The following is a 13,494-nucleotide window of genomic DNA, read 5'->3' as shown; positions in this document are numbered from 1 at the left end:
ACGCAACAAGGGCGACCCTCGGGTCGCCCTTGTTGCGTCGGGTCGCCTCTCGGCGGCCCGCGCCTTACCGGTCGATCACTCCGCCTTGACGTTGGCGTCGCGAATGACCGTGGCCCATTGCTTGCGCTCGGCGCTGATGCGCGCGGCGGCATCCGCGGGCGTGGTCCAGGTGGCGATGGCGCCCTGGCGTTCCAGCGCGTCCTTCACTTCCTGCTTCGCAAGAATGGTCTTGAGCGTCGTGTTGAGCTTCTCGATCACCGGCGCCGGCGTGCCGGCGGGCGCGACGATACCGAACATCGAGCTGACCTCGAAGTTGGCGAGGCCCGCTTCCGCGGCCGTGGGCGTGTCGGGCAGCGCCGCGGCACGATCCTTCGAGGTGACGGCGAGCGCGTTCAGCTTGCCTGCCTTCACGTGCGCCTGAGCGGCGGGCACGGTCTCGATCATGGTCAGCACCTGGCCGCCCATCAAATCGGTCATGGCGGGACCGCTGCCCTTGTACGGCACGTGCAGCATGTCGACGCCGGCCACGCGCTTGAACATCTCCGCGGCCAGATGCTGCGGCGAACCGTTACCGGCCGACGCGATGGTGAGGCTGCCCGGCTTGCTCTTGGCTTCATTGATCAGCTCGGGCAAGGTCTTGGCAGGCACCTTGGGATTGACCACGAACACGAGCGGCACGGTACCGACGATGGAGATCGGCGCGAAGCTTTTCTCGATGTCGTAGTTGACGCGGCCTTCGTACAGCACGGCATTGATCGAGTGGCTCGTGAGCGCACCCATCAGCAGCGTGTAGCCATCCGGGGTGGCCTTGGCCACCACGTCGGCGCCGATGTTGCCGGCGGCGCCGCCACGGTTCTCGACCACGACGGTCTGGCCCAGCGCACCGGTGAGCTGCTGTGCCAGAACGCGGCCGATCACGTCGGTTGCGCCTCCGGGCGGATACGGCACGACCATGCGGATCGGGCGATCGGGGTAGGCCTCGGCGGCCAGCGCGGACGCGCCGGTACCGAGCGTGGCGGCAGCACAGAGCGCCAGAAGGGAGTTCAGCACGGCGCGGCGCGGCATGCGCGCAACACCGGCCGTCGTGCGACGGTCGGACATCAGTGTCTCCTCTACTTGCCGGGTTGAGAATGAAGGTAGGTGCCCGGCTCACTTCCGGCGCAGTGTAAGCACCCGAAGTTGATAAATTAATCAGTATTTTTCGATGATTTGATCGCATAAACAGATCAATCAAACACAAGTGAAATACCGCTTGCCGCGTCAAATCCCTTGGATTTATGATGCTCGCGCTGATTATCGATAATATTATCGGGATGGTTATGGACAAGAAAAAAGACGCGAAATCGCCCGCTCCGGCGGCGGCCACCGGCCTGAAGAAGGGTCTCACCAACTACGGGGACATCGGCTTCTCGCTGTTCCTGCGCAAGGCGTTCATCAAGGGCGCCGGCTACACCGATGACGCCCTCGACCGTCCCGTGATCGGCATCGTCAATACCGGCAGCAGCTACAACCCCTGTCATGGCAATGCGCCGCAGCTCGTCGAAGCCGTGAAGCGCGGCGTGATGCTCGCCGGCGGCCTGCCGGTCGACTTCCCCACGATCTCGGTGCACGAGAGCTTCTCGCAGCCCACCAGCATGTATCTGCGCAACCTGATGTCCATGGACACCGAGGAGATGATCCGCGCGCAGCCCATGGATGCCGTGGTGCTGATCGGCGGTTGCGACAAGACCGTGCCGGCCCAGCTCATGGGCGCCTCGTCGGCCGGCGTGCCGGCGATCCAGCTCGTGACCGGCGCGATGCTCACGGGCGGCCACCGCGGCGAACGCGTGGGCGCCTGCACCGATTGCCGCCGCTACTGGGGCCGCTACCGCGCCGAAGAAATCGACGCGGTCGAGATCGCCGACGTGAACAATCAGCTCGTGGCCAGCGTGGGCACCTGTTCCGTGATGGGCACGGCTTCCACCATGGCCTGCCTGACCGAAGCCATGGGCATGATGATCTCCGGTGGCGCCTCGGCGCCCGCCGTGACGGCCGACCGCATGCGCATCGCCGAACAGACGGGCACGACCGCCGTCGCGATGGCCAAGGCGCGCCGCACGCCCGATCAGATCCTGACCGGCAAGGCCATCGAAAACGCCCTGCGCGTGCTGCTGGCCATCGGCGGCTCGACCAACGGCATCGTGCACATGACGGCCATCGCCGGCCGTCTGGGCATCGACATCGACCTCGCCGGCCTGGACCGCATGAGCCGCGAGACGCCGGTGCTCGTGGACCTGAAGCCGTCGGGTCAGCACTATATGGAAGACTTCCACAAGGCGGGCGGCATGCTGGCGCTGCTGCGCGAGCTGCGTCCGCTGCTGCACCTCGACGTCATGACCGTGTCGGGCCGCACCCTGCGCGAAGAGCTCGACGCCGCGCCGCCGCCGTTCAAGCAGGATGTGATCCGGCCGTTCGACAACCCCATCTATCCCGTGGGCGGCCTGGCCGTGCTGCGCGGCAACCTGGCCCCGGGCGGCGCGATCATCAAGCAATCGGCCGCCAATCCCGAGCTGATGGAGCATGAAGGCCGCGCCGTGGTGTTCGAAGACGCCGAGGACATGGCCCGCCGCATGGACGATCCGGACCTGGACGTGACCGCCGACGACGTGCTCGTGCTCAAGCGCATCGGACCCACCGGCGCGCCCGGGATGCCCGAGGCGGGCTACATGCCCATCCCCAAGAAGCTGGCCGTGGCCGGCGTGAAAGATATGGTGCGCATCTCCGACGGCCGCATGAGCGGCACGGCGGCCGGCACCATCGTCCTGCACGTCACGCCCGAAGCCGCCATCGGCGGACCGCTCGCCTACGTGCAGAACGGCGACCGCATCCGGCTGTCGGTGAAGTCGCGCGAGATCTCGTTGCTGGTCTCGGAGGCGGAGCTGGCGCAGCGCGCGGCCGCCGCGCCGCAGGTCCGCCCCTCGGCCGAACGCGGCTACCGCAAGCTGTTCCTCGAGACCGTCACGCAGGCCGACCAGGGGGTAGACTTCGACTTCCTGCGCGCCACCGAAACCCACGACAAGGTGCCGCGCGCCTGACCGACCCTGCCATGAGCCTGCCTGCCGCCCCGACCGAATGGACCCTGGACGACGCCGTCGCCGCACTGGAAGAAGACATCGTCTTCGGCCGGCTGCATCCGCGCCAGCGTCTGACCGAAGACGAGCTCATGGCCCGCTTCGGTCTCAAGCGCCATGCGGTGCGGCAGGCGCTGGCCCGGCTCGAGCAGATCGGCGCGATCGAACGCCGGCCCAACGTGGGCGCCGAGGTGCGCGCCTTCGACACGGCCGAGGTGATGGAGCTCTACGCGCTGCGCGAGCTGCTCGAGTCGCGCGCGGCCACGCTGATCCCGCTGCCGGTCGCGCCGCCGCGCCTCGACGCCCTGATGCAGATACAGCGTGAGCACGACGCCGCGGTCACCGCGGGCGATGCGCGCCATGTGTTCCGCTGCAATCATCAGTTCCATCGTGAGCTGTTCGCGCTCACCGACAATCCGGTGCTGCAACACGCGATCGAAGAATATGCGCGCCGCACCCATCCGATCCGCTTCGGCACGTTGGCCGCGGCCGGGTACCGCGAGCGCGCCCGCCAGGAGCACTGGGCCATGATCGAGGCGCTGCGCGCCGGCGACCGCGAGGCGCTCGTCGCGCTGTGCCGCCAGCACATCCTGCCCTCGCGCGACGCCTATCTCGCCGCCGAACGCTTGCGCTCCGGCCGCGCGGCCTGAGCGCCCGCCCCACCCCGCTTGCCCGCCGGCGGCGCCGGCAGATGCCGCCGCAGCTCGTCCACCAGCGCCAGCGCCGCGGGTGACAGACTGCGGTTGCGCGAGGTCACGAGCCCGATCGAGCGCTCCGCCACCGGCCCCACCAGCGGCCGTTCCACGACGCCCCCGTGCGCCACGGCGCGTGCCGCGATCTCCGGCAGCGCCGCCACGCCGAAGCCGCACTCCACCATGGCCACGATCGTGGCGAGGTGTTCCGCCTCGAAGGCCGGCTGGAAACGGATGCGGTTCTGCAGAAAGGCCCACTCGGTGTATTGCCGCACGCTGCTGGGCTGCACCATCGACACATGCGGCGCATCCACGGTGTCGGCCCAGCGCAGCGGCCCCGTCGAACGCGCAAGGGCGTGGCCCTCCGGAATCAGCAGCAGAAAGCTGTCCGACATCATCGGCACATAGTGCAGATCCGCCTGCTGCGGATCGGCCGCGGTGAGCGCGAAATCCACGGTGCCGGCGCGCACCAGATCGAAGGCCGGGCCCGACAGGGTGTCGTGCACCTTGAGCGCCACGCCGGGATGCGACTGGCGATACGCCATCAGCACGCGCGGCAGAAGTCGTGCCGCCAACGATGGCAGGGCCGCCACCGCCACCTGGCCGCGATCGGCGCTGGCGCTGCCGCTCACGGCCGCGATCGCCTCGCGAAACGCCACCTGCAGGGCGGCCGCCTGCTGCATGAACACCTCGCCAGGCGCGGTGAGGCGCACGCTGCGCGTCGTGCGATCGAACAGGCGCACGGCGAGCGATTCCTCGATGCGCAGGATCTGCGTGGACAGCGCCGACTGCGACAGGTGCAGCTGTGCCGCCGCCTGGCGGAAATTGAGCGTGCGGCCCAGCACCAGCACCGTTTCGATATCGCGCATCGAGAGGTTGATCTTCATGCGGCGTCTCCTGCCATTGATCTTGTAATTCGATCATTCTATAAAAAAAATCTGATTCATCAATCAACGGCCGTTCCCTAAACTTGCGCCCCATACGAGGATCGAGAAAGGAGCGATCGATGCAGACGACGAATTCCGCGCCGCTGGCGCGTCCCAGCACGGCACACGTGGTGGTGGTGGGTGGCGGCACGATGGGCGCCGACGTGGCCGTGGTGCTGGCCCGGGCGCAATGCCGCACGACCGTGATCGAACCGCACGCCGAGCGCGCCGCCGCGCTGCCCGCGCGCGTGGCCGCCAATCTGGCCGCGATCGGCCATGAAGACTATGCCCGTCACGTCAGCGTGGCGCCCAGCCTCGACGCCGTGCAATGGCAGGACGTGGGCCTGGTGATCGAATGCGTGCCCGAGCGCCTGGACATCAAGCAGTCGCTCTATGCCGAGCTGGTCAAGCGCGCCCCGCGCGAGGCCATCCTGGCCAGTAACAGCTCGAGCTTCCCGATCAGCGCCATCGGCGCCGGCCTGGACACGCGCGACCGCATGCTGGGCCTGCACTTCTTCATGCCGGCGCACCTGGTGCCGCTGGTCGAGGTGGTGCTGTGCGAGGCCAGCGCGCCCGCCAGCGCCGACGCGCTGATCGCGTTCATGCGCCGTTGCGGCATGGTGCCGGTGCGCGTGGCGCGCGACCTGCCCGGCTTCCTGGCCAATCGCCTGCAGCACGCGCTGTCGCGCGAGGCCTTCAAGCTGATCGACGACGGCATCGCCACGCCCGAAGACGTGGACGCCGCCGTGCGTTTCGGCTTCGGCTTCCGGTTCCTGGCCGCGGGCCCCGTGCTGCAGCGCGACCACGCCGGCATCGACGTGCACGCCGCCGCCGGCGCTACCATGTACCCGACGTTCTGCAACGACGACCATCCGGCGCGCTGCCTCACCGAGCGCGCGGCCGATGGCCGTCATGGCATGAAGACCGGCGAAGGCTTCTATGCCTGGACGCCCGAAACGATCGCCGCCGAGCGCGCACGCTACGACCGCCTGCTGCGCGCCGGCCTGGACCTGCTCAACGACGAACTGCCGGAGATCCAGCCATGAGCACCCCCGCCCTGTTGTCGCAATCCCCGCTCATCGTGTGCGTGGCGCCCAACGGCGCCTACAAAACGGCCGAGCAGCACCCCGCCGTGCCGATGACGCCGGCCGCGCTCGCGCGTGAGGCGCAGGCCTGCCTGGACGCCGGCGCCGCCATGATGCACATGCACGTGCGCACGCCGGACGGCAAGCATTCGCTCGACGTGCAGGCCTACCGCGACGCGCTGGCGGCCGTCGAAGCCGCCGTCGGCGAGCGCCTGCTGGTGCAGGTCACCAGCGAGGCCGCCGGCGTGTACAAGGCGCCCGCCCAGATCGCGATGGTGCGCGAGCTGCGTCCGCGCGCGGTGTCGATGGGCCTGCGCGAGATCGCCGTGCCCGAGGTGCCCGAGAGCGAGCTGGCCGCGTTCTTCGCCTGGATCGCCGCCGAGCGCATCATGGCGCAGATCATTCTGTACGACGTGGCCGACGTCGAAAAGTGGCAATCGCTGCGCGCGCGTGGCCTCGTTCCGCCCGGCGCCTGGTCCACGCTGTTCGTGCTGGGCCGCTACAGCGCGGGCCAGCAGTCTTCGCCCCACGATCTGCTGCCCTTCCTCAACGCCTACGATTTCACGCTGCCGTGGGCCGTGTGCGCGTTCGGCCGCGAAGAAAACGCCTGCGTCACCTCGGCCGCGTCGTTCGGCGGCCATATGCGAGTGGGGTTCGAGAACAACCTCACCCTGCAGGACGGCAGCATCGCGGCCGGCAACGCGGCGCTGGTCGCGCAGGCCGTCACGGGCGGCCGCGCGCTGGGCCGGCCGATTGCCGACGCCGACCAGGCACGCGAGATCTACGGCGCGATCGCCTGAGGCAGCCGGGTCTCAGTCCCGCGTCAGCGCGCGCCAGGCCGCGAGCTTGGCCGCGAATGGCTGCGCCGCGTGCGCGGGGCTGGTGGACGGCAGGCTGACGTAGTCCAGCGGCCGGCCGACGCCGGCCAACGCCGGAAGCGCGTGGCGCCTGAACAGCGCCGCGGCTTTCGCGCCATTGAAGGCAATGCGCACGATGCCGGGATGCGCCTGCAGAAAGCCGGCGAAATCATTGGCGCGCGCGCTGTCGGCCACGATGGCCGAGTCCAGGCTGCCCGGCCGCTCGCACTGGGCCAGCACGTCCCACAGCGCGACGCCGGCATCGCTCAGCTGCGCGAGCCGCGCGTCGTAGCCGGCCGCCGCATCGATGCCATAAAGCTCGGCCATGATCGGCCAGAAGGCATTGCGCGGGTTGGCGTAATAGCGCCCCGCGGCCAGTGACACCGCGCCCGGCATGGTGCCCAGCACCAGCACGCGGGCGCGCGCATCGGCCACGGCGCCGAAGCCTCGCACGCTGGCCGGGGTCAAGGCCGGCGCCACACGCTCGCCAGCCACGGCTGCTGCTCACGCGGCAGGCCTTCGGGCCGGTAGTAATGCTCGAGCGGCTCGAAGCCGGCGCCGATCATCAGCGCCTGCCATTGCGGCCAGTCGTGCCACACACCGTAGCGCCCGCGCAGCCACCCTTCCTGATTGGTGCCACGCGGGTTCGACGAGAACAGCGCGCCACCGGGCCGCAGCGCATCGCGCAACTGCGCCAGCACGCGCGGCAAGGCCTCGCCGGGCACGTGGAAAAGGCTCGCGTTCGCGAAGACGCCGTCGAACGCCTCGCGGGGCAGATCGAGCTCGAGAAAATTCTGCAGCAGCACGGGGCCCGCGCCCGTGGCGCGCGCCATCTCGGCGAACTCGGGCACGCCATCGAGCCCGGTCGGGCGGTGCCCCCGCGCGGCAAACGCGCGCAGATCGCGGCCCGGGCCACAGCCGAAATCGAGAATGTCGAGCGCACGGTCGGCCGGCAGATGACGCAGCAGCGCGTCGATGTTCTGGCTTACGTCGTGGTCGCGGGTGCCGGCCTCGAACGACACGGCGTTCGAAGCGTAATCGGCCAGGGTGCCGGCGCTGGCGCGGCGGAGGTCGGAAGCGGAATCGGTCATGCCTGCAATGTACAACGGCCGCCGGGGCAAGCCCGGCGGCCGTCGAGGATTGGCTGTCGCGGACCGGGTGAACGGCCCGCGCGCCGGGCGATCAATCAGGCCGCCAGGCGGCGCTCGATCTCGGTCTTGGTGTGCGGCAGCTCCTGGGGCAGGCCCTGCTGCAGCTGATCGAACAGCTCGGCGTGCAAGGCCAGCTCATCGCGCCAAGCCGGACCGTCCACGGAAATCACCTGCTGGAACGCATCCGGGCTGAACTCCAGGCCGGTCCAGTCGATGTCGCCGTAGTTGGGCGAGATGCCGAACACCTGATCGGCGCCGTTTGCCGTGCCTTCGAGGCGGCCGAGAATCCACTTCAGCACGCGCATGTTTTCGCCGAAGCCCGGCCAGACGAACTTGCCGTCCGGACCCTTGCGGAACCAGTTAACGCAGTAGATGCGCGGCAGCACGGCGCCGGCATCCTGCAGGCGCTTGCCCAGACGCAGCCAGTGCGCGAAATAGTCGCTCATGTTGTAGCCGCAGAACGGCAGCATGGCGAACGGATCGCGCCGCACCACGCCCTGCTGGCCGGCGGCCGCGGCGGTGGTTTCGGAGCCCATCGTGGCCGCCATGTAGACGCCCTCGACCCAGTTGCGCGCTTCGGTCACGAGCGGCACCGTGTTGGAGCGGCGGCCACCGAAGATGAAGGCGTCGATGGCGACGCCCTTGGGATCTTCCCAGGCGGGATCGATCGAGGGGCATTGCGAGGCCGGCGCCGTGAAGCGCGCGTTCGGGTGCGCCGCCTTGCGGCCGGCCTTGGCCGCGATCTCGGGCGTCCAGTCCTGCCCCTGCCAATCGATCAGGTGCGCGGGCGGCGTGTCGGTCATGCCTTCCCACCACACGTCGCCGTCGTCGGTGCGCGCCACGTTGGTGAAGATCACGTTGGCCTTGAGCGTGGCCATCGCATTGGGATTGGTCTTCTCGCTGGTGCCCGGCGCCACGCCGAAATAACCGGCCTCGGGATTGATGGCGTAGAGCTTGCCGTCCGGGCCCGGCTTGATCCAGGCGATGTCGTCGCCCACCGTGCTGACCTTCCAGCCATCCATGCCTTGCGGCGGGATGAGCATGGCGAAGTTGGTCTTGCCGCAGGCCGACGGGAACGCGGCGGCGATGTGGCGCTTCTCACCCTTGGGCGAGGTCACGCCCAGGATCAGCATGTGTTCGGCGAGCCAGCCCTGGTCGCGGCCCATGGTCGAGGCGATGCGCAGCGCGAAGCATTTCTTGCCCAGCAGCGCGTTGCCGCCGTAGCCCGAACCGTAGCTCCAGATCTCGCGCGACTCGGGGAAGTGCACGATGTACTTGGTGTCGTTGCACGGCCATGCCACGTCGGCCTCGCCCTGCGCCAACGGCTTGCCCACGCTGTGCACGCACGGCACGAACTCGCCGTCGGTGCCCAGCACGTCGTACACGGCCTTGCCCATGCGGGTCATGATGCGCATGTTGACGGCCACATACGGGCTATCGGAGAGCTCGACGCCGATGTGGGCGATGGGCGAACCCAGCGGGCCCATCGAGAACGGCACGACGTAGAGCGTGCGGCCGCGCATCGAGCCGGCAAACAGGCCATCGAGCGTGGCGCGCATCTCGGCGGGATCGGCCCAGTTGTTGGTGGGGCCGGCGTCTTCTTCGCGCGCGGAACAGATGAAGGTGCGGTCTTCGACGCGCGCCACGTCGGACGGATCGGACCAGGCCAGATACGAGTTCGGACGCTTGACCGGATCGAGGCGCTGCATCGTGCCAGCCTCGACCATCAGCTCGCACAAGCGGTCGTACTCTTCCTGCGAACCGTCGCACCAGACCACCTGGTCGGGCTGGGTATGCGCCACGACACCGCGCACCCATTCGATAAGGCGCGGATGTTTGACGTAGGCGGGCACGTTGAGCGCGATGGCTGCGGCCTCGGAAGCATGATTCATGGGAAGCGTCTCCTGGAGGGGGTTGCGAAAGCGGAACGACGCGCCAGCCAAGGATCCGGCAGGCGCGCGCCGCTATGGGGCATTGCCAAAAAAGCCGGCCCGGCGGCCAAGGCCGCCGGGCGATCAGGACCGATATTACTTGCGGGCCAGTACCGGTCAAACCGCCTTTACCCCTAGTCACGTCTCTTGCTACGGGTTAACCCCTGCGACTTTTCTGCCCGCAGTGCAACATGGGCGCTATGACATAATCGGCCGGTTCCCCAAGCCACCGCCACGGCGCGCGCCCCGCGTGCCGCCGCTGCATTTCTCTGGTTCGCAACGCCGCCTCATGTCCCTGCCTCAGCCTCCCCTGAACGCCGACCGCCTCTGGTCGCGCGTCGACGCCCTGTCGCGCTTCACCCTGCCCGATCAACCCTGGACGCGCCGCGCCTTCACGCCCCTGTGGGCCGAAAGCCGCGAATGGTTGCGCGCGCAATTCGAGGCCGCGGGGCTCGTGACCCACGTGGACGCGGGCGGCAATCTGGTCGGGCGGCGCGAAGGCCGCCGCGCGGGCGCGCCGGCACTCGTCACGGGTTCGCACTGCGACACGGTGGTCGAAGGCGGCCGATTCGACGGCATCATCGGCGTGCTGGCCGGCATCGAAGTGGCGCACACCTTGCACGAGCAAGGCATCGAACTCGACCACCCGCTCGAGGTGATCGACTTCCTGTCCGAAGAGCCGAGCGATTACGGCATTTCGTGCGTGGGCAGCCGCGCGCTTGCCGGCGTGCTGCACGCCGACATGCTGGCCGCGCGCAACCCCTCTGGCGAAACGCTCGCGGAGGGGCTGGCCCGCGCGGGCGGCGATCCGCTGCGCATCGTCGACGCCATCCGCCCGCCGGGCAGCACCGCCGCTTTCGTCGAACTGCATATCGAACAGGGGCCCGTCCTCGAAACCCGTGGCCTGCCCATCGGCGTCGTGACCAACATCGTCGGCATCCGGCGCGTGGCGATCACGGTGCTGGGCCAGCCCGATCACGCCGGCACTACCCCCATGGATATCCGCCGCGATGCGCTGGTGGGCGCGGCCCGCGTCATCGACGCCGCGCACCGGCTGGCCTCGCGGGCCAGCGGCAATCCGCATTACGTGGTCGCCACGGTGGGCCGCATCGCCATGACGCCCAACGTGCCCAACGCGGTGCCGGGCAAGGTGGAGATGGTGCTCGAGGTGCGCAGCGACAGCGATGCGGTGCTCGAACAGTTTCCGGAGCAGGTGTTGGCCGAGGTCCAGGCGGACCTCACCGCGCTGCGCCTGTCGGCCTCGATGAGCGCGCTGAGCCGGGCGCGCCCCACCGACTGCCAGCCGGTCGTGATGGAGGCCGTGGAGCGCGCCGCCAATGCGCTGGGCTATGCCCATATGCGCCTGCCCAGCGGCGCCGGCCACGATGCGGTCTACATGGCGCCCAGTGGGCCCATCGGCATGATCTTCATCCCGTGCCTGAACGGTCGCAGCCATTGCCCCGAAGAATGGATCGAGCCCGCGCAACTGCTCGATGGCACGCGCGTGCTGTACCAGACGCTGCGCGACCTCGACGCCACGCTGCCGTCCGGCCGATAACCCTGCTGGCGCGTGGCCCAGGCCGGTGGCGCCGCCCTGGCTTGGGTATGCTCACGGCAACCTTGCGATGGACACCATGGAACAGATCGATCTCGACGACGGCACCGCCGACCGCTTCCTGCTGGACGCCCCGGGCGTCTCGCTGCTGGTCTTTCACAGCAAGACCTGCGCCAATTGCCGCGTGGCCCGAGAGCGCCTGCCCGAGTTCGAGCTGCCGGTGGATCGCCTGTGCTGGATCGATGCCGGCCACAACGGCGGCCTGGTCCAGCGCTACGAGGTGTTCCACCTGCCGGCGCTCTATGTGGTGCGCGACGGCGCGTTCTACGGTCCGGTGAGCGCGCAGCTCGCCGACTGGGATCTGCGCCAGCAGATCGGGCTGGCCTTCGACAGCTATCCGGGGGAGCTGCCGTGAGCCGCGCCGGCCAGGCCGCCCTGCCCGCCACCGCCGCTCAAAAACGCCTGCCCCTGGACGCCTTCGCGACCAGCGTGATGCTGATGCTGTGCATCTGCTGGGGCTTTCAGCAGATCGCCATCAAGCTCATCGCGGCCGACGTGTCGCCGATGCTGCAGATCGGTCTGCGTTCCGCCTTCGCCGCGGTAGTGCTGGGCGTTTATGTGCTGCACAAGCGCGGACTCGCCGAGCTGCGCGATGGCACCCTGCCCGCGGGCCTGCTGGTGGGCGCGCTGTTCGCCGGCGAGTTCGTGCTGGTGGCGCTGGGTCTGAACTACACCACGGCATCGCATATGTCGGTGTTTCTGTACACCGCGCCCATCTTCGCCGCGCTCGGCCTGCACGTGCTCGTGCCCGACGAGCGCCTGCGCCCCTTGCAATGGCTGGGCGTGGTCGTGGCGTTCGGCGGAATCGCGCTGGCGTTTCTGGGCAAGGGCGTGCCCGCCGCGACGGCGGCCGCGCCCAATATGCTGCTGGGCGACTTCCTCGGTCTGCTGGCCGGCGCCGCCTGGGGCATGACCACGGTCGCGATCCGCCGTTCACGCCTGTCGGAGGCACCCGCCGCCAAGACGCTGTTCTATCAGATGGTGATGGCCGGCATCGTACTGCCCGCGTTCTGGGCCGCCGGCCCGGCAGCGCCGCCCAACTGGACCGCGCTGGCCGTGGCCAGCGTGCTGTTCCAGTGCGTGGTGGTGGCCCTCACCAGCTACCTCACCTGGTTCTGGCTGCTGCGCCGCTACCTCGCGTCGCGCCTGTCGATCCTGTCGTTTCTCACGCCGCTCTTCGGCGTCGGATTCGGCGTGTGGATTCTCGACGAGCCGCTCGACGCCAGCTTCGCGGCCGGCGCGGTGCTGGTGCTGGCCGGCATCATGCTCGTGAGCGCGGCCGGCCTGATCCAGGAGCAGTGGGCGCGGCTGCGCGCACGCTGAGCGGCCCCCGCGGCGGGAGGCCGCCCGGGGCGGTCAGGCGGCGGCGCGGTGCCCCGCGCGCAGCGCCGCCAGCGACTGCCGCTGATTGCCGTCGGCGTCGAAGTTCGACGGCGCCAGCCAGGCCTCGAAGCCCGCCTTCACGGCAGGCCATTCCGAATCGAGTATCGAGAACCACGCGGTGTCGCGGCTGCGGCCCTTGTAGACCGTGGCCTGTCGGAACAGCCCCTCGTACTCGAATCCCAGGCGCTCGGCCGCGCGCCGCGACGGCGCGTTGAGGCTGTCGCATTTCCACTCGTAGCGGCGATAGCCGAGTTCGTCGAAGGCGCGCCGCATCAGCAGGTATTGCGCTTCGGTCGACGCGCGCGAGCGCTGCAGCAGCGGCGAGTAGGTCACGAACCCCACCTCGATCACGCCGGCCGGCGGGTCGATGCGCATCAGCGCCAGCGTACCCACGGCACGGCCGGTAGCCAGATCGATCACCGTGTGGTGCAGCGGATCGTTGCTCGCGGCGGCGCGCTCGGCAAAATCCCGATAACGCGCGGCGTCTTCGAAGGGGCCCACCGACAGATAGGTCCAGTCGCGCCCGTCCGGGGCCTGCGAATACGCGGCGTGCAGCTCGGCGGCGTGGCGCGCCGCGTCGAGCGGTTCGAGGCGGCAGTACCTGCCCTCGATCGGCGTGCGCGGCGGCACCGGACGCGCGGTCCAGCCGGGCAGCGGTTCGCCGATGGGTTGACCAAACGGGTTGAGCACCGAAGACATGTTTTTCCTTGTCAGACAGCGGCGCCTCGGTCGACACGACCGGGC

The 13,494-nt window shown here is 69.2% G+C and carries 12 protein-coding genes and 1 pseudogene; 7 read left to right on the top strand and 6 right to left on the bottom strand.

The annotated features are described in order from the left end of the window. Positions 1-75 precede the first annotated feature (75 nt). Positions 76-1,101 carry a Bug family tripartite tricarboxylate transporter substrate binding protein gene (locus CEK29_RS09100; RefSeq protein ID WP_094799266.1) on the bottom strand — a complete coding sequence of 342 codons (1,026 nt, stop codon included), beginning with the start codon at positions 1,099-1,101 and terminating at the stop codon, positions 76-78. Positions 1,102-1,319: 218 nt separating this feature from the next. Here CEK29_RS09100 and CEK29_RS09095 point away from each other — a divergent pair, with 218 nt between their 5' ends. After that, the gene (locus CEK29_RS09095; RefSeq protein ID WP_094858012.1) at positions 1,320-3,074 is read left to right on the top strand and encodes an IlvD/Edd family dehydratase; all 1,755 of its coding nucleotides are present in this window, start codon (positions 1,320-1,322) and stop codon (positions 3,072-3,074) included. A gap of 11 nt (positions 3,075-3,085) precedes the next feature. Beyond that, the gene (locus CEK29_RS09090; RefSeq protein WP_094799265.1) at positions 3,086-3,760 is read left to right on the top strand and encodes a GntR family transcriptional regulator; all 675 of its coding nucleotides are present in this window, start codon (positions 3,086-3,088) and stop codon (positions 3,758-3,760) included. Here CEK29_RS09090 and CEK29_RS09085 read toward each other — a convergent pair. Beyond that, positions 3,718-4,689, bottom strand: a complete 972-nt coding sequence (locus tag CEK29_RS09085) for a LysR family transcriptional regulator (RefSeq protein ID WP_094857886.1) — start codon at positions 4,687-4,689, stop codon at positions 3,718-3,720. The genes CEK29_RS09090 and CEK29_RS09085 overlap by 43 nt on opposite strands. A 119-nt stretch (positions 4,690-4,808) precedes the next feature. On the opposite strand from CEK29_RS09085, the gene CEK29_RS09080 reads away from it, so the two are divergent. After that, entirely contained in the window at positions 4,809-5,774 is a 966-nt protein-coding gene (locus tag CEK29_RS09080; RefSeq protein ID WP_094857885.1) for a 3-hydroxyacyl-CoA dehydrogenase family protein, read from the top strand. Further along, positions 5,771-6,613 carry a 3-keto-5-aminohexanoate cleavage protein gene (locus CEK29_RS09075; protein ID WP_094857884.1) on the top strand — a complete coding sequence of 281 codons (843 nt, stop codon included), beginning with the start codon at positions 5,771-5,773 and terminating at the stop codon, positions 6,611-6,613. Before CEK29_RS09080 ends, CEK29_RS09075 begins: the two co-directional genes overlap by 4 nt. 12 nt (positions 6,614-6,625) lie before the next feature. Here the strand turns inward: CEK29_RS09075 and CEK29_RS09070 are convergent, their stop codons facing one another. The 3 genes from CEK29_RS09070 to CEK29_RS09060 all read right to left on the bottom strand — a co-directional run bounded on the left by CEK29_RS09070 (position 6,626) and on the right by CEK29_RS09060 (position 9,713). Next, positions 6,626-7,165 carry a DNA-deoxyinosine glycosylase gene (locus tag CEK29_RS09070; RefSeq protein WP_255176112.1) on the bottom strand — a complete coding sequence of 180 codons (540 nt, stop codon included), beginning with the start codon at positions 7,163-7,165 and terminating at the stop codon, positions 6,626-6,628. Then, the gene (locus tag CEK29_RS09065; RefSeq protein ID WP_094857883.1) at positions 7,135-7,761 is read right to left on the bottom strand and encodes a class I SAM-dependent methyltransferase; all 627 of its coding nucleotides are present in this window, start codon (positions 7,759-7,761) and stop codon (positions 7,135-7,137) included. Before CEK29_RS09065 ends, CEK29_RS09070 begins: the two co-directional genes overlap by 31 nt. Positions 7,762-7,856: 95 nt before the next feature. After that, positions 7,857-9,713, bottom strand: a complete 1,857-nt coding sequence (locus CEK29_RS09060; protein WP_094857882.1) for a phosphoenolpyruvate carboxykinase (GTP) — start codon at positions 9,711-9,713, stop codon at positions 7,857-7,859. Between the two features lie 328 nt (positions 9,714-10,041). Here CEK29_RS09060 and CEK29_RS09055 point away from each other — a divergent pair, with 328 nt between their 5' ends. From CEK29_RS09055 to CEK29_RS09045, 3 genes are all read left to right on the top strand, one after another. Continuing rightward, positions 10,042-11,310 (top strand): Zn-dependent hydrolase, encoded by a 1,269-nt coding sequence (locus CEK29_RS09055; protein ID WP_094799259.1) that lies wholly within the window; start codon positions 10,042-10,044, stop codon positions 11,308-11,310. Positions 11,311-11,386: 76 nt separating this feature from the next. After that, positions 11,387-11,722, top strand: a complete 336-nt coding sequence (locus CEK29_RS09050; RefSeq protein WP_094799476.1) for a thioredoxin family protein — start codon at positions 11,387-11,389, stop codon at positions 11,720-11,722. 77 nt (positions 11,723-11,799) lie between these two features. Continuing rightward, positions 11,800-12,690, top strand: a complete 891-nt coding sequence (locus CEK29_RS09045; RefSeq protein WP_094858011.1) for a DMT family transporter — start codon at positions 11,800-11,802, stop codon at positions 12,688-12,690. A gap of 39 nt (positions 12,691-12,729) precedes the next feature. Here CEK29_RS09045 and CEK29_RS09040 read toward each other — a convergent pair. Next, positions 12,730-13,449: pseudogene (locus CEK29_RS09040) on the bottom strand (GNAT family N-acetyltransferase); the annotation flags it as partial. Positions 13,450-13,494: the final 45 nt, after the last annotated feature.

The sequence above is a fragment of the Bordetella genomosp. 5 genome, from assembly GCF_002261475.1.
Taxonomy (GTDB): Bacteria; Pseudomonadota; Gammaproteobacteria; order Burkholderiales; family Burkholderiaceae_B; genus Bordetella.
Note: the sequence above shows the minus strand (reverse complement) of the source record. Positions and strands in the feature narration are given on the sequence as shown.